Here is a 20,446-nt window from a genome sequence, read left to right on the forward strand (position 1 = left end):
ACCCTGTGGGAGAGTAGGACACTGCCGAACAATCATTGTAGAAAAGCCTCGTGCCATTCGGCACGGGGCTTTTCTGCGTTTAGGCTCGGTGTCATGCGCTATGACCTCGTCATCTTCGACAACGACGGTGTGCTCGTCGACAGTGAGCCGCTCTCCAACCGGCACCTCGCCGCGTACCTCACCGAGCTCGGGCACCCGACGACGTACGAGGAGTCGATACGCGACTACATGGGCTCCGCGATGCACCGGATCCACGACCTGGTGCTGGAGCGGACCGGGCAGCGGCTGCCGGCGGACTTCGACGACGTCTTCCACGCGCGGGTGTTCGCGGCGTTCGAGCGGGAGCTGAAGCCCGTGGCGGGGGTCGTCGGGGTGCTGGAGAGGCTGCGGGCCGAGGGGGTGCCGTGCTGCGTGGCCTCGTCCGGGAGTCATGAGCGCATCCGGGTGGGGCACCGGGTGACGGGGCTCGACCAGTGGTTCGACGAGGGGCGGATCTTCAGCTCGCAGGACGTCGGGCGGGGCAAGCCGGCGCCGGACCTCTTCCTCCACGCGGCCCGGGAGATGGGAGTCGCCCCTGAGCGGTGCATCGTCGTCGAGGACTCCCCGCTGGGTGTGCAGGCGGCGGTCGCGGCCGGGATGGACGTGGTCGGGTTCACCGCGATGACGCCCGCCGAGAAGCTCGCCGGGGCCCGCAAACTCTTCGGCGACATGGGGGAGTTGGCTCCGCTGCTCGTCTGACATCTGTCATGCGGACTGCCGGACGATCGTTCCTACCGGACGACCCCCTCCGGCGGCGAAGCTGAGGGCATGACGACGAAGACGCACGCGAAGCGCCCGGCCCTGACCCCCCTGATCGTGGATGTCGCCGTGCCCGTCGGTGGGTACTACCTGCTCAAGGACGGCTTAGGGACCAGCACGTTCGCCGCGCTGGCGGGCAGCAGTGTGGTGCCGGCGCTGCGGACCGCGTGGGGCGTGGTCAGGGAGCGCGCGCTCAACGGGCTCGCCGCGCTGATCCTCGCGGTCAACGTCGTCGGGCTGCTGCTGGGCCTGGTGTCCGGGGACCCGCGGCTCATGCTCGCCAAGGAGAGCGCGGTCGGCAGTGTCATCGGGCTCGGGGTGCTGGTGTCCGTGGCGCTCGGGAAGCCGCTCATGACCGCCGCCATGAAGCCGTGGCTGGTCAAGGGGCGGGCCGAGCGGGAAGCGGCCTGGGAGCGGCTGTGCGCCGGGTCCGCGGACTTCCGGCGGGCCGAGCGGGTGTTCTCGGGCGTGTGGGGCGGCTTCCTGCTCACGGAGTGCGCCGTGCGGGTCGCCGGCGCCTACACACTGCCCGTGGACACCATGGTGTGGCTCGGGTCGGTGATCCTGGTCGTCACGCTGGGCTCGGCGTTCGCGGTGAGCGGTGCGCTGGCGGCCGGGCCGATGGCGCGGATGCTGCTCGGCGAGGTCGAGGCGGGGGCGGCCACCGGCGCGGAGCCCGGGGCGGAGACCACGGCCGTGTCCGGCCGGACCGTGGGGGCGCCCGAGGTCGCCCTCGCCCGCTGAAGCTGAGCAGAACTCATCTTCGGCCGGATCTACCCAGCAGTAGCCCGGGGCCCTACGCTCGCCGCCATGACTGATGTGCTGCGGCGCGGCAGGGCCTCGCTGGCGTTCGGTTTCCTCGCGCAGGGCGTCGCGTTCGCCCTGCTCGTGACCCGCATCCCGGCCGTGCAGGACCGCTACGGGGTGTCCGACGCGCTGCTGCCCGTCTTCCTGGCCGCCGTGCCCGTGCTGGCCGGCGTCGGGAGCGTGACGACCGAGCACCTGGTGAAGCGGGTCCGGCCGAGCGTGGTGCTGCGCTGGTCCCAGCCGGTGGTGCTGCTGGCGCTGCTCGGGGTCGGGGCGGGGGAGCGGATGGTCGAACTGGCCGTCTCGCTCGCGGCGTTCGGGCTGGCGGTCGGTGCGCTGGACGCGTCCATGAACATGCTCGGGGTGAGCCTGCAGCGGTCGTACGGGCGCAGCATCATGCTGAGCTTCCACGCGGCGTACAGCCTGGGCGGGATCGTCGGGGCGTCGCTCGCCTGGGCGGGGGCGCACTGGCACCTGGCGCTGTGGGTGTCGTACCTGCCGGTGGCGGCGGTCCTGCTGCCGGCGGTGCTCGTGGGGAGCCGGTGGTACGTCGACGCGGGACCGGCGGAGGGCGGTGCGGAGGGTGGAGCCGGTGCCGGGCAGGGCGGGGCGCTCGTCTTCAAGCTGCTGCTCCCGCTGTGCCTGGTGATGTCGTTCGCGTACATCGGTGACTCGACCGTGTCCAACTGGAGTGCCAAGTACCTGCAGGACGTGCTGGGGAGTTCGGAGCAGCTGGCGACGGTGCCGTACAACGTGTACATGGTGACCACGCTGCTGGGGCGGGCCATCGGGGACTCCGGGGTGCGGCGGTTCGGGGCCGTGGCGGTGGTGCGGGCCGGGGCCGTGGTGGCCGCGGCGGGGTTCGCCGTGGTGGCCGTGGCGCCGGGGCCGTGGGTGGGGATGCTCGGGTTCACGCTGCTGGGGCTGGGGTTGTGCGTGCTGGTGCCGCAGACGTTCGCGGCCGCCGGGCGGCTCTTCCCGGGGGCCTCGGACGCGGCGATCGCCCGGCTGAACATCTTCAACTACGTCGGGTTCCTCGTGGGGTCGCCGTTGGTGGGGGCGCTGGGTGACGCGTGGAGCTACCGCGGGGCCATGCTCGTCCCGATGGTGCTGGTGTCGCTGACGTTGGTGTACGCCCGGTCGTTCGCGCGTCAACCGGACCGATACGGTGGCGGGCATGAGCGGCCGCGCACAGCTGATGTGGGACGAGGCAGTAACGGGCTATGACTTCGGGCCCGAGCATCCGATGGATCCGGTCCGGCTGGAGCTGACCCGGAAGCTGGTGGACGCCCTCGGGCTGGACCGGGAGGTGGACGTCGTCGCGGCCAAGCCGGCCGGGGAGTCGACGCTGCGCCTGGTGCACCGCGAGGACTACATCGACGCCGTGAAGGCGGCGTCCGCGGACCCCCGGTCGGCTGACGAGGCGTACGGGCTGGGCACCCTGGACGATCCCGCGTTCGCGGGCATGCACGAGGTGAGCGCGCTGATCGCCGGGCAGTCGGTGGGCGCGGCGGAGGCCGTGTGGCGGGGCGAGGCCCTGCACGCGGTGAATTTCGCGGGCGGGCTGCACCACGCGATGCCCGGGGCCGCGTCCGGGTTCTGCGTCTACAACGACGCCGCCCTCGCGATCGCGCGGCTGCTGGAGCTGGGCGCCGAGCGGGTCGCGTACGTGGACGTCGACGTGCACCACGGGGACGGCGTGCAGGCGGCGTTCTGGGAGGACCCCCGGGTGCTGACGATCTCCCTGCACGAGCATCCGCGGACCCTGTTCCCGCAGACCGGCTGGCCGGAGGAGACCGGGGCGGCCGGGCCGGCGGAGGGCTCCGCGGTGAACGTGGCCCTGCCGGCGGGGACCGGGGACGCCGGGTGGCTGCGGGCGTTCCACGCGGTGGTGCCCGAGCTGCTCGCGGAGTTCCGGCCGGACGTGCTGGTGACCCAGCACGGGGCGGACACGCACTTCGAGGACCCGCTGGCGCACCTGGCGGTGTCGCTGGACGCGCAGCGGGCCGTGCAGGTGGCGTGCCACGAGCTGGCGCACGCGCACGCCGGGGGCCGGTGGGTGGCGCTGGGCGGCGGCGGATACGCCGTGGTGGAGGTGGTGCCGCGGTCGTGGGCGCACCTGGTGGGGATCGCGGCGGGCCGGGAGGTGGCGCCGGAGACGGTGATCCCGGAGAGCTGGCGCCAGGCCGTGTACGCGCGGACCCGGCAGCTCGGGCCGATGCGGATGACCGACGGGCGGTGGCCGGTGGAGTGGGCCTCCTGGGAGGCGGGGTACGACCCGGCGGACCGGCTCGACCAGGCGGTGCTGGCGACACGGCGGTCGGTGTTCCCGCTGCGGGGACTGCTGGCGTAGATCACCGCCGGGCCGGCCCCCGGCGGGCGGCGTTACGCCGACCGTGCGCAGTTCGCCCGATCCGCTGGTCGGCTCCCGGGCGCTGCGTCAGGATCGTCGGGTGGTGAGCGCGGGGGCCCTGTGGGGGCATCTGGTGGGCTCCCGGCTGGCGGGGGTGGTGGGCACCTCGCGGGAGGCGGGGCTGCGCAGCTACCGGTTGTTCGCGGCCCGGGACCCGCGGGTGCTGCTGGGGATCGACCCGGGGAGCGGGTGGGGCTTCGGGGACGTGCTGGCGGTGATGGCCGAGCGGGTGGGCGTGCCGGCCGACCCGCGGTGCGTGGCCGGACCGGACGTGATCGACCCGGCGCTGACCCTGGCCGGTCTGGACGCCTTCGCCGGGCGGGTCGCGGAGGTGGTGCGGCGCCGGGGAGCGGTGCTGATCGGCACCGGGCACCCGCACCGGCTGCTGGGCTTCTACGCCTGCCTCGCGGACGCCTTGTCGGCGGGGGGATGTACTGTCCTCACCCCGGCGCAGGGTCGCCGTGTCGACATAACGACCCGGTTCGGTCTACGCACGTACAACCTCGCGTACGTACGGGGCGTCGGGTTCGTACGGGAGAGCGGGGGCCTTTGCGCCGGGAGCACGACCGGCGCGCACTGCCACTCGCCGCTGCCGGTGCGGGTGGCCCTGGATGCCGCGGCCGAGGCCGGCGGGCCGCTGCCGCAGCTCGTGATCGGGGACCACGGATGGGTCTGCGGGGCAGGTCAGCTGGGGTTCGAGGCGGTCGGCCTGGCCGACACGGACGACCCGGCGCTCTTCGTGGGGCAGGCGCAGGGCGTGGTGTCCGCCGTCGTTCCGCTCGACGACGGTGTGCGGGACGATTACTACCTGCCGCTGGCCCGCTACGTACTCAATCGAGCGTGTCTGTCACAGTAGGCCGCCGATGGGTGCACCTCTTCCCCACTCGCATCACCCGCCCCTAGTCTGGGGAGTGAGCACGCAACGACGAAGAGTCACCGGAAGGGGAAGCCGGTGGCCGTCGAGTGCGGAAGGTTCAGGTGTGTCATGGCAGCAGCCGGCGAGAGGCCTCTGAGCGAGGTCCAGTTCCTGACCGTGGCGGAAGTCGCCTCGGTGATGCGAGTGTCCAAGATGACCGTGTACCGCCTGGTGCACAGTGGTCATCTGCCCGCGATCCGGGTGGGGCGGTCCTTCCGCGTCCCCGAGAACGCGGTTCACGAGTACCTCCGCGACAGCTACGTGGGGGTGGAAACCGCCTAGTGGTAACCGGCCGACAGCGGCCTCCGACCCTCGATTAACGGCCTCGGCACTCGGGCGGGTAGGCTAGCCCCTCGTAGGTCGTGTGGGCCCATGGCGCCCAAACACCGAGTGATGAGAAGTGAGCGAGGGTAGTCGTGGGCTCTGTTATCAAGAAGCGGCGCAAGCGGATGGCCAAGAAGAAGCACCGCAAGCTGCTCAAGCGCACGCGCGTTCAGCGTCGTAACAAGAAGTAAGGTTGCGCGACGCGAGCCGCGAAAGCGTGTTGTGGCCCCCCACCAGGATTCCGGTGGGGGGCCACGCGTCTTTCCGGGGCGGTTTCGGTCATCGGGCATCGCGTGGTCGTCACAGGGCGACATCGAACCGATAAGTTGACGCAGAGGGGAAACCCGCCGGACGGAGGGTCCTGTCGCAGGTGAGTCCTGAAGGTCCTGGAAGGAAGGCGCTGCACCGTGGGCAAGGTCGTGCTCGTGACCGGGGTGGCCCGTCAGCTCGGAGGCCGGTTCGTCCGGCGGATCCAGCGTGACCCGGAGGTCGACCGGGTCGTCGCCGTGGACGCGGTGCGGCCCGAGCACCACCTGGGCGGCGCCGAGTTCATCCAGGCCGACATCCGGCAGCCCACCATCGCGCGGGTGCTCGCCGAGACGGGTGCCGACACCGTCGTCCACCTGGACGTCACGGCGACGGCCCTGGGCAGCGGCAGCCGGGCCACGGTCAAGGAGACCAACGTCATCGGCACCATGCAGCTCCTCGGTGCCTGCCAGAAGTCGCCCAAGGTGCAGCGGCTGGTGGTGAAGTCCAGCACCAACGTGTACGGGTCGGCGTCCCGGGACCCGGCCGTGTTCACCGAGTCGACCCCGGCCAAGTCGCTGCCGAGCGGCGGCTTCGCCAAGGACGCCTGCGAGGTAGAGGGCTATGTGCGCGGGTTCGCCCGGCGCCGGCCCGACGTCGCCGTGAGCGTGCTGCGGTTCGCCAACATCCTCGGCCCCACCGCCGAGACGCCGCTCGCCGCGTACTTCTCGCTGCCGGTGCTGCCGACCGTGTTCGGCTACGACCCGCGGCTGCAGTTCGTGCACGAGGACGACGTGATCGACGTGCTGCGGATCGCCTCGCACGAGCCCCGCCGGGGCACCCTCAACAGCGGGACGTTCAACATCGCCGGGGACGGGGTGCTGCTGCTGTCCCAGTGTTCCCGCCGGCTCGGGCGGCCCACCGTGCCGCTGCTGCTGCCGGCCGTCACGTGGGCCGGCTCCCTGGTGCGTACGCTGGGGATGACGGACTTCTCCCCCGAGCAGATCCGCCTGCTCACGCACGGCCGGGTCGTGGCGACGGACCAGATGCGCGAGACCCTGGGCTTCGTCCCCAAGTACACGACGGCGGAGACCTTCGCGGACTTCGCCCGCAGCCGGGGGCCGGGGCTGCTGCCCCCGCAGGCCGTGGCCGGGGCCGTCGACCGGGTCGCCGCCCTGGCCGTGCCGGGCGGCGGCGGCTCGGCGGCGGCCGCCGCGCCGACGTCCCACTCCCCGACGCAGAGCGCCAACTGAGGAGCGCAGCAACGATGGCGGACGCCAAGGTCATTCCGTTCGACGACGACCGGTCCCGCGGGAGCGCCGCGCAGCGCCCGCCGCGGCGCCGTGGCACGGGGAGCCGGCGCACCGGCGGCGAGCAGCCGGTGCCGGTGCGCGAGATCCGCGGCGCGGGCGAGGCCCGTGACCCCGGCGAGGTGCGTGAGGCCGGCGACCTCCAGGCCCTGCCGGGCGGGGCCGCGGCGCCGGACGACGTGCCCGGGCCGGACGGGGAGCAGCGGGCGGGCGCCGGCGGGCTGGAGCGGCGCATCGCGAGCGGGCTGGCGTTCCTGCGCCGCCGTCTCACCGGGGACTACGAGGTCGACGACTTCGGCTACGACGAGGAGCTGACCGACCAGGTCCTGATGTCGCTGCTGCGGCCGGTGTACGAGAAGTACTTCCGGGTCGAGGTGAAGGGCGTCGAGAACATCCCGGCCGACGGCGGGGCGCTGATCGTCGCCAACCACTCCGGGACGCTGCCGCTGGACGGCCTGATGATGCAGGTCGCCGTGCACGACCACCACCCGGCGGGCCGGCACCTGCGGCTGCTCGCCGCCGACCTGGTGTTCGTACTGCCGGTCGTCAACGAGCTCGCCCGCAAGCTCGGGCACACCCTGGCCTGCGCCGAGGACGCCGAACGGCTGCTGGAGCAGGGCGAGCTGGTCGGGGTCATGCCGGAGGGCTTCAAGGGCATCGGCAAGCCGTTCAGCGAGCGCTACAAGCTGCAGCGGTTCGGCCGGGGCGGCTTCGTCTCGACGGCGCTGCGGCACGGCGCGCCGATCATCCCCTGCTCGATCGTCGGGGCGGAGGAGATCTACCCGATGCTCGGCAACGCCAAGACGCTGGCCCGGGTGCTGGGCTTCCCGTACTTCCCGCTGACGCCGACGTTCCCGTGGCTCGGCCCGCTGGGCGCGGTTCCGCTGCCGACGAAGTGGACGATCCAGTTCGGCGAGCCGATCCCCACGGACGGCTATCCGCCGGAGGCCGCCGAGGACCCCATGCTGATGTTCAACCTGACCGACCAGGTGCGCGAGCAGATCCAGCACACCCTGTACAAGCTGCTGGTGCAGCGGCGGTCGGTGTTCTTCTGACGCCTGCGGCCTCGTGGCCGGTGGGTACGTCGATGGGGGCGCCCCTCTCCGGGAGGGGCGCCCCCATCTGCATCCGCGGGCCGCTAGTCGGTGTCCTCGCCGTCGATGCCCAGGCCGGGCAGCAGGCCCGGGAGCAGCGGCGGGATCGTCACGTCCGGCTGGGTGCTCGGCAGGACGGGCGGCGAGGTGGTGCCGGCGCTGTCCGGCGGGTCCAGCAGGCCGCCGGTGTTGCCGCCGAGCAGGCCGTCGTCCGACGTGCCGGAGCCGGCGGAGCGGCTCGGGCTGCCGCTGCCGTCGCCGGTGTGCCCGCCGGTCGTCGTGCCGCTGCCGGTGCTCGGCGAGGTGGAGCGCTCGCTGCTGGAGGCGCCGGCCGACGCGGAGCCCGTGCCCGGGCCGGTCCCCGTGCCGCCGCCCCGGGCCGGGGGCTGCGGGAGCAGGGACTGCAGCGGCGCGACTTCCTGGTCTATGGCGTCGAGCACCGACGACACCTGCTCACTGACGTCCCCGAGCTGCACGGGCAGCCGGTCGCGCAGCTTGCTCCACGCCTCGCGGTGGGACTGCGAGAACGAGGACAGGGCCTGGATGGGGCCCAGGGAATTGGGGTCGCGCTCGTAGGCTTCGTGCAGCAGGCGGTGGCCCTCGGAGGCGTCGTGCTGCATGCCGAACAGGGTGCGGCGGATCTCGCTCACGGAGTCGTGGTCGAGGTCGCCGCCGCGGCCGCGCTCCAGGAGCCGGCGCGCCTCGTTCAGCCGGGTGGAGGCCAGGTCGAGGTACGCCTGGCCACGCTCGCTGTCGCCCTCGGCCAGGTAGTTGAGCTTGAAGTCCTCGATGCCGCGCTTGAGGCCGTAGAGCGAGTCACCGGGGAGGGCGTCGGAGCTGGCGGCGGCGACCCCGCCGAAGGCGCCCGCGGCGACCCCCACACTGAGGCCGCCCGCGGTGAGGCTCTTGGCGAGCCGGCTGCGGGGGCGGAACCTGCCCAGCGGGGTCGCCCGGTGGGCGCCCCGCCGCGCGGAGCGCTGCTCGGGCACCGAAGGGTCCGCGGCCTCGCCCCCGAACCTGCCTTCCTGGAGCATGGCCTCCATCGCGGCGACCAGCTGGGCCCGCTGCACGACCTTGACCTCGGGGTCGAGCTCGGGTCTGGGCAGCTCGGCGAGACTCGTGGCGAGGGCCAGCAGATGGCCCTGCCCGGTCTGGTCCGCAGCGGCGGGTGCCGGTGCCGGTGCCGGTGCCGGTCCTTCGGACTGCTCGGCCGCCGGGCCCTGTTCGGACTGCTCCTGAAGGGCTTGGGCGAAGGCGTTCGCCCGCCGGTGCGCCGATACGTTCGCGATCACTGGCGGCACCTCCTCTCGTCATGACGGTCGACTCCCCTGGGGTCCTCGGGGTTGCACGTCTTCGACCGGTTCTCCTCGATCGGGTGATCGAGGCCGGTCGGGACGTGACCACAGGGAGCCTGTATCCCGCACAACGACTGGCGCGGCACTTGGGTTACGGACTGCGGATGATCGGATCGGGAAGGCAACGGACTTTCACTGACCGTGAGTTGGGGATCGCGGAGCGTGGGGGTGGGGCCGGGTGGGGCCGGCTCGGCGTTAGCGGGACGCTCAGCGGGCGTCGTCCGGGAGGAGGCGGGCCAGGGTGCGCACGGCGCGGTACTGCAGGGTCTTGATGGCGCCCTCGTTCTTGCCCATCACGCGTGCGGTCTCGGCGACCGACAGGCCCTGCAGGAAACGCAGCGTCACGCACTCCTGCTGCTGGGGGTTGAGCCGGCGTACGGCGTCGAGGAGGGCGGCGTTGGACAGGGACTCCAGGACGGAGTCCTCGGGTGAGCGCTCGACCTCGTTGGCGTCGAGCATCTCGCCGGTGGTGACCTCCAGCCGGAACCGGCTCGACTTGAAGTGGTCGGCGACGAGGTTGCGGGCGATGGTGACGAGCCAGGCGCCGAAGTCGCGGCCCTGCCAGGTGAAGGTGCCGATGCGGCGCAGCGCGCGCAGGAACGTCTCACTGGTGAGGTCCTCGGCCGTGGCGCGGCCGCCGACGCGGTAGTAGATGTAGCGGTAGACGGTGTCGCTGTACTGGTCGTAGAGGCGGCCGAAGGCGTCGGCCTCGCCGGCCTGGGCGCGCTCCACGAGGTCCATCATCCGGGCGCTGTCGCTGTCGGCGGCCGGCCGCCGGGCGGTGGTCGCGGCCGCGCGTCCGCGTCTGACGGCCGCGCGCCCGTCGCCCGACCGCCGTCCCTCGACGACGGGGCTGCGCCCCGGCACCTGCTCGAGGCCGTCGGCCAGTGCGTAGCACGGGCCGGCCGGTGCGGTGGCCGTGGCGAGGGCGGGGACGGCGTACGCGGTGGGGACGAGGCCGCGCAGCGTCTCTTTGACCGTTGCGACTGTTGCGCGCAGCGTAGCCAGGCCCGAGGCGTCAACCCCGACATGTGGGTACACAAGACTCCCAGAGGCAGAGCTTCCATCACGTGCAGTGCCGGACCGTTCACCCGTCGTAGCGACGGAGGGGTACCGGATTGCGTCTGAGGAGAATAACGCTTCGTGCAGGGCCTGCTACACCGAGTTGCTCAAATCATCGATTGCGTCGCTTCCGTATCCGTTTGCCGTTCGGTCAAGTGCCTGAGTGTGACCGGTTGTTGATCGGAACGGTTCGGATCGGGGGGTGATACGGGACGTGTTGTGGCTGTCCGCCGACAAGAGGACTGGAAGCGGCTCCGGCGGGGTACGACGGTGGGATTGGTCGCTTCGTCCGGGGGTGTCGCCGAAGGCGACGCAAACGATCGTCTCGGCCGCGTGCGTGATCGACCCGATCGGCCGGCGGACGCCGCGACGGTCCGGCGCGTGCCTACCGGCGGCGCCGGTGCAGCGCGATGGCCGCCGCCGTTCCGCCCGCCACCGCGCCCACGCCCGCCGCCGCCGGGATGCCCACCTTCGCCGCCTTGCGGCCCGTGCGGTAGTCGCGCAGGCGCCACTCCAGCTCGCGGGCGTGCTTGCGCAGCTTGCTGTCCGGGTTGATGGCGTAGGGGTGGCCCACCAGGGACAGCATCGGGATGTCGTTGTGGCTGTCGCTGTACGCGGCGCAGCGGGACAGGTCCAGGCCCTCGGCCGCGGCCAGCGCGCGCACCGCCTCCGCCTTGGCCGGGCCGTGCAGCGGCTCGCCGACCAGCCGGCCCGTGTAGACCCCGTCGACCGACTCGGCCACCGTGCCCAGCGCGCCGGTCAGGCCCAGGCGGCGGGCGATGACCTGGGCGATCTCCACCGGGGCGGCGGTGACCAGCCACACCTTCTGGCCCGCGTCCAGGTGCGCCTGGGCCAGCGCGCGGGTGCCCGGCCAGATGCGCTCGGCCATGTACTCGTCGTAGATCTCCTCGCCGATCGACTGCAGCTCGGAGACGCGGTGGCCCTTGACGATCGACAGCGCCGAGTCGCGGGCCTCCTGCATGTGCTCGGGGTCCTCGACGCCGGCCAGCCGGAACCACGCCTGCTGCCAGGCGAAGCGGACCAGGTCGCGGGTCTCGAAGAACTTGCGCTTGTACAGGCCCCGGCCGAAGTGGAAGAGGGCGGCGCCCTGCATCACGGTGTTGTCCAGGTCGAAGAAGGCGGCGGCCCGGTCGTCGCCGAGGACGGGGAACACCGGTTCACCGGGCGGCCGGGTCTCCTGGGTGGACTTGCGGGCGGCCTCCGCCGAGGCCTCGCCTGCCAACACGCTCCGCGCCGTGGCGGAGCGCCTGCGGGGGGTGAGCCATCCGAGAGCGGCCATGGCGTGAGCATAGCCATTCCGCCTGCGGATTCCCGCAGCCGCCGGGTGGGGGCGCTGTGAACTCTCCGCGTCCGGACCGTTAAAGAGGGAGCGGTGAGGCGTGAGAATGGCTGGCATGAGTCCCCTCTTTCGTCGTAAGGGCCCCGCCCCGCAGGACCGGCTGGTCACGCTCATCGGGAAGCCCGACTGCCACCTGTGCGAAGAGGCACAGGAGGTCGTCGAGAAGGTGTGCGGCGACCTCGGCGTCCCCTGGGAGAAGCAGGACATCACCCAGGACCCCCGCCTCCACGAGCAGTACTGGGAGCAGATCCCGGTCGTCCTCGTGGACGGACGGCAGCACACCTTCTGGCGCGTGAACGAGCAACGGCTGCGCAAGGCGCTGACCGACTAGTCCAAACGGGTCGCCGCGTCGCTTAGGATCGACGGCGACTTGGTCTCGGGGGCGGGATTCGTGAGGAGAGTGGGCGGTTTTGCCCCCGACAAGGAAGGAACGCGGGCGTGTATACGCCGGTTCCCCGCAGGCGCGCCGGGATCGCGTGACCCCGGTCACGTTGGCCGGGCAAATCGGACACCATCTTTGTGCACGCGTTCACAAAGACATAGCCTGCATAGGACGGGGCGGTCGTGGGACGTATGACCGCCTACAGCCCCGCTCTACCCGCAGGAGCACCGTGGCAACTGGCCGAACTCACCGACCGGCGACCCGTAGCCGAGGGATTCCCGAGGCCACCGTCGCCCGTCTTCCGCTGTACCTCCGCGCCCTGACCGCGCTGTCGGAGCGCTCGGTCCCCACGGTCTCCTCCGAGGAGCTCGCGGCCGCGGCCGGCGTCAACTCCGCCAAGCTGCGCAAGGACTTCTCCTACCTCGGCTCCTACGGGACGCGCGGCGTGGGCTACGACGTCGAGTACCTCGTCTACCAGATCTCCCGGGAGCTGGGCCTGACGCAGGACTGGCCCGTCGTCATCGTCGGCATCGGCAACCTCGGCGCCGCCCTCGCCAACTACGGCGGGTTCGCCTCCCGCGGTTTCCGGGTCGCCGCCCTGATAGACGCCGACCCGGCGATGGCCGGCAAGCCCGTCGCGGGCATCCCCGTGCAGCACACCGACGAACTGGAGAAGATCATCCAGGACAACGGTGTGAGCATCGGCGTGATCGCGACGCCCGCCGGCGCCGCCCAGCAGGTCTGCGACCGGCTCGTGGCCGCCGGCGTGACCTCCATCCTGAACTTCGCGCCCACCGTGCTGTCCGTGCCCGACGGCGTCGACGTGCGCAAGGTCGACCTCTCCATCGAGCTGCAGATCCTCGCCTTCCACGAGCAGCGCAAGGCCGGCGAGGAAGCCGGCGCCGCCGCGGCCCACCCGGCCGCCGCGACCCGCCCCGACGCGGCGGACCAGGGACCCGACGGGGACGTGCCCGCCGTGATGCCGGCATGAGCCTCCTCGTCGTCGGACTGAGCCACCGCAGCGCCCCGGTCAGCGTGCTGGAGCGGGCCTCGCTGGGCCCGGACGCGCAGATCAAGTTGCTCCAGGACACCGTCGCCGCCGAGCCGGCCACCGAGGCCGCGGTGCTGGCCACCTGCAACCGCATCGAGCTGTACGCCGACGTGGACAAGTTCCACGCGGGCGTCGCCGAGCTGTCCACCCTCCTCGCCCAGCACAGCGGGGTCGGGCTGGAGGAGCTCACCCCCTACCTCTACGTGCACTACGAGGACCGCGCCGTCCACCACCTGTTCTCGGTGGCCTGCGGACTGGACTCCATGGTCGTCGGCGAGGGCCAGATCCTCGGACAGATCAAGGACTCCCTCGCCCGGGCGCAGGACCTGCACACCGCCGGGCGGCTGCTGAACGACCTGTTCCAGCAGGCCCTGCGGGTCGGTAAGCGCGCCCACTCCGAGACCGGCATCGACCGGGCCGGGCAGTCGCTCGTCACCTTCGGCCTGGAGCAGCTCGCCGGGGACGGCGCGGTGCCCGACTGGGCGCACGGCAAGAAGGCGCTGGTCATCGGCGCCGGATCGATGTCCTCGCTGGCCGCCGCCACCCTCGCGCGCGCCGGGGTCGCCGAGATCGTCGTCGCCAACCGCACCTTCGAGCGCGCCGAGCGCCTCGCCCAGATACTCACCGGGGCCGAGGGAACGGCCGTGACGGCCCGCGCGGTGCCCATGGACGCCGTCGGCGCCGAACTGACACGTGCCGACGTGGCCGTCTCCTGTACCGGCGCGACCGGCCTCGTGCTGACGGCCGAGGCGGTCGCGGCCTCCCTGGCCGGCCGCAGCGGCCACGCCGTCCGCCCGCAGCGGCCCGACGCGCCCGCGGACACCCGCGCCACCGGGCGGACGCCGCTGCCGCCCACCTCCCTCGGCACCGAGGACGGCTGCCCGCTGGACCTGCCCGCCGTGCAGTCCACCGCCGGCTTCTCCGTGGCCGGCGAGGCCGCCGTGGCCGGGATGGGCGCCGCCGAGCTGGAGCAGCACGCCGCCTGGGTCGACAACGGCGCACCGGACGCCGCGGGCCGCGCCCCGCGCGCCGCGGCCGGCACCGCGACCCGGCCGGGCACCGCCGCCCCGCTCGATCCCGCCGAGGACGCCGACGCCATCGCCGCGCTCGCCGCGGCCGTCACCGCCGTCGGGCGCATCCCCGAGCGCCGCAGGCCCGAGCCGGTCGCCGACGCCGTACGGCCCGAGCCCGTGCTGTTCCTGCTCGACCTCGCCATGCCGCGCGACATCGACGCGGCCGCGCACCGGCTCACCGGGGTCCGGCTGGTCGACATCGAGTCGCTCGCCGAGGCCTCCGCGGACGCGCCGATGGCCGCCGACGTCGACCAGGTGCGCCGCATCGTCTCCGACGAGGTGACCGCCTTCGGCGCCGCCCAGCGGGCCGCGCACATCACGCCGACCGTCGTCGCGCTGCGCACCATGGCCGCCGACGTCGTCGCCGGCGAGATCGCCCGCCTCGAGGGGCGGCTGCCCGGCCTCGACGACAAGCACCGCGCCGAGATCACCCAGACCGTCAAGCGGGTCGTGGACAAGCTGCTGCACGCGCCGACGGTGCGGGTCAAGCAGCTCGCCGCCGAGCCCGGCGGAGCCGGGTACGCGGACGCGTTGCGCACCTTGTTCGACCTCGACCCCGAGACGGTGGCCTCCGTCTCCCGCGCCGAGGACAGCACGACCGAGAACACCGAGAAGAAGGCCAGAACCGAGGGCCAGCGATGACTGAGAAGGCACTGAGGCTCGGGACCAGGCGGAGCAGACTCGCCATGGCCCAGTCCGGGCAGGTGGCGGACGCCGTGAGCCAGGTGACCGGACGGCCCGTCGAGCTCGTCGAGATCACCACCTACGGCGACACCTCGCGCGAGCACCTCGCGCAGATCGGCGGTACCGGCGTCTTCGTCACCGCGCTGCGCGACGCGCTGCTGCGGGGCGAGGTCGACTTCGCGGTTCACTCGCTGAAGGACCTGCCGACGAGCCAGCCCGAGGAGCTGGTGCTGGCGGCCGTGCCCGTGCGCGAGGACCCGCGGGACGTGATCGTCGCCCGCGACGCGCTGAAGTTCACCGACCTGCCGCGCGGCGCGCGCATCGGCACCGGCTCGCCGCGGCGCATGGCGCAGCTCAACGCGTACGCGCGCGCCCACGGCCTCGACATAGAGACCGTGCCGATACGCGGCAACGTCGACACCCGCATCGGGTACGTCCGCGACGGCGGACTCGACGCCGTCGTCCTCGCCGCCGCCGGGCTGAACCGGATCGGCCGGGGCGAGGAGGTCACCGACTTCCTCTCGGTCGACACCGTGCTGCCCGCCCCCGGCCAGGGGGCCCTGGCGGTCGAGTGCCCCGCCGACCGGGCGGACCTGATCGCCGCGCTCGCCGAGCTCGACGACCCCTTCACCCGGGTCGCCGTGACGGCCGAGCGGTCGCTGCTCGCCGCCCTGGAGGCCGGCTGCTCCGCGCCCGTGGGCGCGCTGGCCGACCTGCCGCCGTTCTCGGCTCCGTTCGAGCGGGGGAACCCCCACGCGGACGGGCAGATTGTCAAGGAAATGCGCCTGCGCGGCGTCGTCGGCACGACCGACGGCTCCCGCATGGTGCAGCTGTCCACCACCGGTCCCGTGCCCGAGACGCACGACCAGGCGGCGACGCTCGGTCGGCACCTCGCCGCCGAGATGCTCGCCCAGGGCGCGGCCGGTCTGATGGGGGAGCGAGCACAGTGAGCCCCACCGCCCTTCCTGCCGCCGGTCCTGAACACGGGCACGTCACCTTCCTCGGTGCCGGACCCGGGGATCCGGGACTGCTGACTCTGCGCGCCGTCGAGGCGCTGGCGAACGCGGACGTCCTCGTCGCCGAGCACGAGGTGCTCGACGTCGTGCGTGCGCACGCCAGGCCGGGCGTGTCCGTCGTGAACGCGGACCCCTCGCCGGACCTCGTTCCGGTCCCGGGCACACCCCAGCCGACGGTTGTTGACGGCGCGTCAACGACCGCTGCTGTCCCCGCCGTGCGGGATGCCGCACATCTTGTCATGGAGGCCGCGCGGGGCGGCAGGCGGGTCGTCCGTGCGGTCCCCGGGGACCCGGGACTTGATACGTACGCGGCGGAGGAAATGCTCGCCTGCGCGGCCGCCGGTGTCCCCTTCGAGGTGGTGCCGGGTGTCGCGGCGGCGGTCGGCGTGCCCGCGTACGCCGGTGTGCCGCTGCGCGACGCCCAGGGCGCGGACGTCCGGTTCGTGGACGCCCGCACGGCGTCCGACCGGTGCTGGACCGAGGTGGGCGCCTCCGACGGCACGGTCGTCGTCTCGACGACGCTGGACTCCGTCGCCGCGGCCGCCGGTGAGCTGGTGGCGGCCGGGCGCAAGCCCGACACCCCGCTCACGGTGACCGTCGCGGGGACGACCACCCGCCAGCGCACCTGGAACGCCACCCTCGGCACCATCGCGCAGACGCTGAAGCAGGCCAAGGTGCTGCCCTCCCCGGAGGGCGGCCGCCCGGTGATAGCCGTGGTCGGCGAGCGTTCCGCCCCCGCCCTGCGCGACCAGCTCGCGTGGTTCGAGTCCAAGCCGCTGTTCGGCTGGAAGGTCCTCGTGCCGCGCACGAAGGAACAGGCGGCGTCGCTCTCCGACCAGCTCCGGTCCTACGGGGCCGTGCCGCACGAGGTGCCGACGATCGCCGTCGAGCCGCCGCGCACGCCCCAGCAGATGGAGCGGGCCGTCAAGGGCCTGGTGACCGGTCGCTACGAGTGGATCGCGTTCACGTCGGTCAACGCCGTGCGGGCGGTCCGCGAGAAGTTCGAGGAGTACGGGCTCGACGCCCGCGCCTTCGCGGGCATCAAGGTCGCCGCGGTGGGCGAGCAGACGGCGAAGGCCCTGATCGCCTTCGGCGTGAAGCCCGACCTCGTCCCGTCGGGCGAGCAGTCCGCGGCCGGCCTGCTGGAGGACTGGCCGCCCTACGACCCGGTCTTCGACCCGATCGACCGCGTCTTCCTGCCGCGCGCCGACATCGCCACCGAGACCCTGGTGGCCGGGCTGATCGAGCTCGGCTGGGAGGTCGACGACGTCACGGCCTACCGGACCGTGCGCGCCTCGCCGCCGCCGGCCGAGACCCGCGAGGCGATCAAGGGCGGCGGCTTCGACGCGGTGCTCTTCACGTCGTCCTCGACGGTCCGCAACCTGGTCGGCATCGCCGGCAAGCCGCACAACGTCACCGTCATCGCGTGCATCGGCCCGGCCACGGCCAAGACGGCCGAGGAGCACGGGCTGCGGGTGGACGTGATGGCACCGGAGCCGTCGGTGCACAAGCTCGCGGAGGCCCTGGCCGACTTCGGCCTGCGGCGCCGGGCGGCGGCCCTGGAGGCGGGCGACCCGGTGACGCGGCCGAGCGAGCGGCGGCCGGGGGCGCGGCGGCGCCGGGCCACGTGAGGCTCGGGGGCGGCGTCCGTGAAGCCTGCGGCCGGTGCGGAGGCGCCAGGTCGCTGGTGAAGTGAGGGCCGGGCGTGCGCCTGGCCCCGTGGGACACGGACCGGGGGTCCGGTGGCCGGGCGGTCGCCGGACCCCCGGTCTCTTCGGTCGCCCGCCTCGTGGGCGTGGAGGAGCTGCCCGGGGTCAGCCGCTGCCCCGGTCGGGTCCCGGAGGACGGTGGTCCCCGGGGAGCTGCTGTCCCAGCGGGAGCCGGAGCCGTACCTCGAAGCCGCCCTCCGGGCGCGGCCCGGCGGTCAGCGTGCCGTGCCAGATCTTCGCCCGCTCCCGCATCCCGATCAGGCCGTGCCCGGATCCGGCCTGCCGTACTGCCTCACCCACCGCGGGAGCCGGGCCGGTCCGCGGGCCGGGTGCCCGGCCGCCGCGGTCGAGGACGGTGACGTCCAGCTCGTGGTCGCGGTACGCGACGGTCACCTCGGCGGCGGCCGCCGCCGCGTGCTTGACGACGTTGGTGAGCGCCTCCTGCACGACGCGGTAGGCGCACAGTTCGACGCCCGGGTGCAGGGGCCTGCGCTCCCCGCTGAAGCGGACGGTGACGCGCAGGCCGGCCACCTCCAGGTGCTCGGCCAGCGCGGGGATGCGGTCGATGCGGGCGAGCAGGTCGTCCGGCACCGGCGCGGCGGGCCCCTCGCCGTTCCCGGCGCCGTCCCGCACCGGGGCGCCCTCGTCCGCGCCGGTCACGTCGTGGGTGCGCAGGACGATCAGCAGCCGGCGCAGCTCGTCGAGCGCGTCCCGGCCGGCCCGTGTGGCGACGCCCAGCGCGGTGCGGGCGGCCGGGGGGTCGGAGTGGAACGTGTACTCGGCGATCCCCGTCTGCAGGGTGGCGATCGTCATGTGCTGGGAGATCGTGTCGTGCAGCTCCCGCGCGATGCGGAAGCGCTCGTCGAGCACGGCCCGCCGGGCCTCCTGGCGCTGCTGCCGGTCCAGCAGGGCGGTCAGCCGCCGCAGTTCGGCGTTGCGCTGGGCGAGCCGGCGCTGGGTGAGCCCGACGGCCCCGGCGACGGCGGGCACGATCACCGCCTGCACGGCCACCACCGGCCAGGGCAGCCGGCCGTACACACCGCTCAGGGCGATGACCGCCGCCAGCACCACCGCCCCGCACCCGGCCCGCCCGCGCCGCTCCCCGGCCGCGACCGAGACGAAGGCCACCGCCGGGCCCCAGAAGTTGAGGGACGGCTGGTACCCCAGCACCAGGTAGGCGGTGAACCCGCCCGCCGTGATCACCAGCACCGGGAACGGCCGCTTCTCCCCCAGGGCGAGGGGCAGGGCGACGAGCGCCGTCAGGAGGTACGCCCGCACGTCGAACGGCTGCCACGGCGCCGGGTGGTAGAAGGCACCGGCCAGACAGCCGGCGACCGCGGAACCGACGGCCACGGCGAGCTGCGCCGGCCGCGGGCGCGGGGCACGCGGTGCGGGCATCCGGGGACGGCAGCCGACGGTTCCCACCTGATCCGCCCCCACCACGAGTCGTTCGAGGTCTCCGGCCAGATCGACGAGACACCCCCCAAGGTCCCCGCGGGCCGGCGGGAGCGGCACCCCCGCCGCCGCTCCCGCCGTTCCCCCGTACCGTCGACGGCGACCCCCACACGCCGTCGACACGGCCCGAACCGCAGCCGCGGGGACCGGGGTTGCACCCCCGCCGCCGCGCCCCTCGTCGAGCCGGTACGACGAGACTAGGCAAGCCGGGACGGCCCGCGCATCCGACGGGAGACCGATCCCCGGGTCAACCACAGGCGTCGAACGGCGTGCCGGGGTAAACCAGCGCGGCAGCCCGGCCCCTGGCCCCGACGGTCACCTGGGGATACGGCACCCGGTGGACGAGCCGTGGCCCTGGCGCAACGGCGGACCACCGTTACTGCGTCGATGAGCAGTACACGACCGCACACGGGGGGAACCGCTATGCGCACTGTCCGTGAGACCCTGACGGCCTCCGACCCGGGAGCCGTGACCGTCGCCGGGCTCCGGCCGGGCACCGGCGGCGACACGTACGGCACGACCGCCGCGCCCGCCACCCGGGGGAGCGGGGACCGGCAGCAGCACGTCGCGCGGGTGCTGGTCGTCGACCACCACGACCTGATGCGGGCCGGGCTCGTGGCTCTGGTCGGGGCCGAGCCGGGGCTGGTGGTGGTCGGGGAGGCGGCGGACGGCCCGGCGGCGGTGGCGCAGGCGGCCCGCACCCGACCGGACGTCATCCTGATGGAGCCGGCGCTACCGGGGCTCGACGGCGCGCGGGCCTGCGCACGCATCCTGTCGGCCGCCGCGCGGGCCCGGACGGCCCGGCCCCGGGTGCTCGTGCTGGCGTCCTCCGACGCCGACGAGCAGGTCGGCCGGGCGGTCCACGCCGGGGCGTCGGGTGTGCTGTACAAGGACGTCGCCCCGGACCGGTTGCTGCGGGCGCTGCACGTGCTGGCCGCCGGGGACTGCCTGTTCGCCCCCGGCGTGGTCCGCCGCCTCGTGGCGGGCGGCGGACCACGATCGGGCGGCGGCACCTGCGCCGGTACGGACGCTCCCGGGACGGCCGGGGCGTCGGACGCCGGTCCGGCGCCCGGTCTGGGCGTCCTCACGCCCCGGGAGCGGCAGATCCTGGGGCTCGTGGCGACGGGCGCGACCAACGACGAGATGGCCGCCCTGCTGAGGGTGACCGAGGCGACCGTGAAGTCGCACCTGAGCCGGGCGATGACCAAGCTCGGCCTGGTCAGCCGGGCGCAGGCCGTCGTCCTGGCCTACGAGACCGGCCTGGTCGTCCCGCACCGCTGCCGGGCCGGACGGGGAGAGCCTCCGCTCCGGCCCGGCACGTGGGTCACGGGGGCGCGGCACGTGGGTCACGGGACCCGGATCACGTGACGGCCGCCCGTCGGCGGGACGGG

At 73.6% G+C, this 20,446-nt stretch carries 19 protein-coding genes; 15 read left to right on the forward strand and 4 right to left on the reverse strand.

Features of this window, described 5'->3' with window-relative positions:
- Positions 1-93 precede the first annotated feature (93 nt).
- From E4U92_RS25605 to E4U92_RS25645, 9 genes are all read left to right on the forward strand, one after another.
- Positions 94-738 (forward strand): HAD family hydrolase, encoded by a 645-nt coding sequence (locus E4U92_RS25605; protein ID WP_137302830.1) that lies wholly within the window; start codon positions 94-96, stop codon positions 736-738.
- A 69-nt stretch (positions 739-807) separates the two neighbouring features.
- Positions 808-1,542, forward strand: coding sequence for a VC0807 family protein (locus E4U92_RS25610; RefSeq protein WP_137302831.1), 735 nt, complete (start codon positions 808-810; stop codon positions 1,540-1,542).
- A gap of 66 nt (positions 1,543-1,608) precedes the next feature.
- Positions 1,609-2,832 (forward strand): MFS transporter, encoded by a 1,224-nt coding sequence (locus tag E4U92_RS25615; RefSeq protein WP_137302832.1) that lies wholly within the window; start codon positions 1,609-1,611, stop codon positions 2,830-2,832.
- Entirely contained in the window at positions 2,783-3,958 is a 1,176-nt protein-coding gene (locus E4U92_RS25620; RefSeq protein WP_137302833.1) for an acetoin utilization protein AcuC, read from the forward strand. The genes E4U92_RS25615 and E4U92_RS25620 overlap by 50 nt, the downstream gene beginning before the upstream one ends.
- Positions 3,959-4,058: 100 nt before the next feature.
- Positions 4,059-4,874: a phosphatase gene (locus E4U92_RS25625; RefSeq protein WP_137302834.1), complete on the forward strand. Its 816-nt coding sequence runs from the start codon at positions 4,059-4,061 to the stop codon at positions 4,872-4,874.
- 129 nt (positions 4,875-5,003) lie between these two features.
- Positions 5,004-5,216 (forward strand): helix-turn-helix domain-containing protein, encoded by a 213-nt coding sequence (locus tag E4U92_RS25630; protein WP_158101684.1) that lies wholly within the window; start codon positions 5,004-5,006, stop codon positions 5,214-5,216.
- A 134-nt stretch (positions 5,217-5,350) separates the two neighbouring features.
- On the forward strand, positions 5,351-5,449 hold the full coding sequence (locus E4U92_RS25635; RefSeq protein ID WP_003948845.1) for a 30S ribosomal protein bS22: 99 nt from the start codon (positions 5,351-5,353) through the stop codon (positions 5,447-5,449).
- A gap of 216 nt (positions 5,450-5,665) precedes the next feature.
- Complete coding sequence (locus E4U92_RS25640) at positions 5,666-6,757, forward strand: NAD-dependent epimerase/dehydratase family protein (RefSeq protein ID WP_137302835.1); 1,092 nt, start codon at positions 5,666-5,668, stop codon at positions 6,755-6,757.
- 14 nt (positions 6,758-6,771) lie between these two features.
- Positions 6,772-7,869: a lysophospholipid acyltransferase family protein gene (locus E4U92_RS25645; RefSeq protein WP_137302836.1), complete on the forward strand. Its 1,098-nt coding sequence runs from the start codon at positions 6,772-6,774 to the stop codon at positions 7,867-7,869.
- Positions 7,870-7,952: 83 nt separating this feature from the next.
- On the opposite strand, the gene E4U92_RS25650 is transcribed toward E4U92_RS25645, so the two are convergent.
- The 3 genes from E4U92_RS25650 to E4U92_RS25660 form a co-directional block, all read right to left on the reverse strand.
- Complete coding sequence (locus E4U92_RS25650; protein WP_137302837.1) at positions 7,953-9,200, reverse strand: DUF5667 domain-containing protein; 1,248 nt, start codon at positions 9,198-9,200, stop codon at positions 7,953-7,955.
- Positions 9,201-9,470: 270 nt separating this feature from the next.
- On the reverse strand, positions 9,471-10,304 hold the full coding sequence (locus E4U92_RS25655; RefSeq protein WP_137302838.1) for an ECF subfamily RNA polymerase sigma factor, BldN family: 834 nt from the start codon (positions 10,302-10,304) through the stop codon (positions 9,471-9,473).
- A gap of 406 nt (positions 10,305-10,710) precedes the next feature.
- A complete protein-coding gene (locus E4U92_RS25660) occupies positions 10,711-11,625 on the reverse strand; it encodes an HAD family hydrolase (protein ID WP_137302839.1) in 915 nt (304 codons plus the stop codon).
- Positions 11,626-11,731: 106 nt separating this feature from the next.
- Between E4U92_RS25660 and E4U92_RS25665 the strand changes: the two genes are divergently transcribed.
- The 5 genes from E4U92_RS25665 (at position 11,732) to E4U92_RS25685 (ending at position 17,522) form a co-directional block, all read left to right on the forward strand.
- Entirely contained in the window at positions 11,732-12,016 is a 285-nt protein-coding gene (locus tag E4U92_RS25665) for a glutaredoxin family protein (RefSeq protein WP_107119741.1), read from the forward strand.
- A 280-nt stretch (positions 12,017-12,296) separates the two neighbouring features.
- Positions 12,297-13,058, forward strand: coding sequence for a redox-sensing transcriptional repressor Rex (locus E4U92_RS25670; RefSeq protein ID WP_137302840.1), 762 nt, complete (start codon positions 12,297-12,299; stop codon positions 13,056-13,058).
- A complete protein-coding gene (locus E4U92_RS25675) occupies positions 13,055-14,833 on the forward strand; it encodes a glutamyl-tRNA reductase (protein WP_137302841.1) in 1,779 nt (592 codons plus the stop codon). Before E4U92_RS25670 ends, E4U92_RS25675 begins: the two co-directional genes overlap by 4 nt.
- Positions 14,830-15,825, forward strand: a complete 996-nt coding sequence (hemC, locus tag E4U92_RS25680; RefSeq protein ID WP_137302842.1) for a hydroxymethylbilane synthase — start codon at positions 14,830-14,832, stop codon at positions 15,823-15,825. Before E4U92_RS25675 ends, hemC begins: the two co-directional genes overlap by 4 nt.
- Positions 15,822-17,522, forward strand: coding sequence for a bifunctional uroporphyrinogen-III C-methyltransferase/uroporphyrinogen-III synthase (locus E4U92_RS25685; RefSeq protein ID WP_137302843.1), 1,701 nt, complete (start codon positions 15,822-15,824; stop codon positions 17,520-17,522). Before hemC ends, E4U92_RS25685 begins: the two co-directional genes overlap by 4 nt.
- 183 nt (positions 17,523-17,705) lie before the next feature.
- Here E4U92_RS25685 and E4U92_RS25690 read toward each other — a convergent pair whose 3' ends face one another.
- On the reverse strand, positions 17,706-18,998 hold the full coding sequence (locus tag E4U92_RS25690) for a sensor histidine kinase (protein ID WP_137302844.1): 1,293 nt from the start codon (positions 18,996-18,998) through the stop codon (positions 17,706-17,708).
- 480 nt (positions 18,999-19,478) lie between these two features.
- Here E4U92_RS25690 and E4U92_RS25695 point away from each other — a divergent pair, with 480 nt between their 5' ends.
- The gene (locus E4U92_RS25695; protein ID WP_137302845.1) at positions 19,479-20,423 is read left to right on the forward strand and encodes a response regulator; all 945 of its coding nucleotides are present in this window, start codon (positions 19,479-19,481) and stop codon (positions 20,421-20,423) included.
- Positions 20,424-20,446: the final 23 nt, after the last annotated feature.

Origin of the sequence: Streptomyces galbus, from assembly GCF_005280195.1 — a bacterium.
GTDB classification, from domain to species: Bacteria; Actinomycetota; Actinomycetes; order Streptomycetales; family Streptomycetaceae; genus Streptomyces; species Streptomyces galbus.

Excerpts from the sequence above, each read along its gene's own strand:
- E4U92_RS25605 (WP_137302830.1), top strand. The coding sequence starts at position 94 with ATGCGCTATGACCTCGTCATCTTCGACAACGACGGTGTGCTCGTCGAC.
- E4U92_RS25610 (WP_137302831.1), top strand. The coding sequence starts at position 808 with ATGACGACGAAGACGCACGCGAAGCGCCCGGCCCTGACCCCCCTGATC.
- E4U92_RS25615 (WP_137302832.1), top strand. The coding sequence starts at position 1,609 with ATGACTGATGTGCTGCGGCGCGGCAGGGCCTCGCTGGCGTTCGGTTTC.
- E4U92_RS25620 (WP_137302833.1), top strand. The coding sequence starts at position 2,783 with ATGAGCGGCCGCGCACAGCTGATGTGGGACGAGGCAGTAACGGGCTAT.
- E4U92_RS25630 (WP_158101684.1), top strand. The coding sequence starts at position 5,004 with ATGGCAGCAGCCGGCGAGAGGCCTCTGAGCGAGGTCCAGTTCCTGACC.
- E4U92_RS25645 (WP_137302836.1), top strand. The coding sequence starts at position 6,772 with ATGGCGGACGCCAAGGTCATTCCGTTCGACGACGACCGGTCCCGCGGG.
- E4U92_RS25660 (WP_137302839.1), bottom strand. The coding sequence starts at position 11,625 with ATGGCCGCTCTCGGATGGCTCACCCCCCGCAGGCGCTCCGCCACGGCG.
- E4U92_RS25665 (WP_107119741.1), top strand. The coding sequence starts at position 11,732 with ATGGCTGGCATGAGTCCCCTCTTTCGTCGTAAGGGCCCCGCCCCGCAG.
- E4U92_RS25675 (WP_137302841.1), top strand. The coding sequence starts at position 13,055 with ATGAGCCTCCTCGTCGTCGGACTGAGCCACCGCAGCGCCCCGGTCAGC.
- hemC (WP_137302842.1), top strand. The coding sequence starts at position 14,830 with ATGACTGAGAAGGCACTGAGGCTCGGGACCAGGCGGAGCAGACTCGCC.
- E4U92_RS25690 (WP_137302844.1), bottom strand. The coding sequence starts at position 18,998 with ATGCCCGCACCGCGTGCCCCGCGCCCGCGGCCGGCGCAGCTCGCCGTG.
- E4U92_RS25695 (WP_137302845.1), top strand. The coding sequence starts at position 19,479 with ATGCGCACTGTCCGTGAGACCCTGACGGCCTCCGACCCGGGAGCCGTG.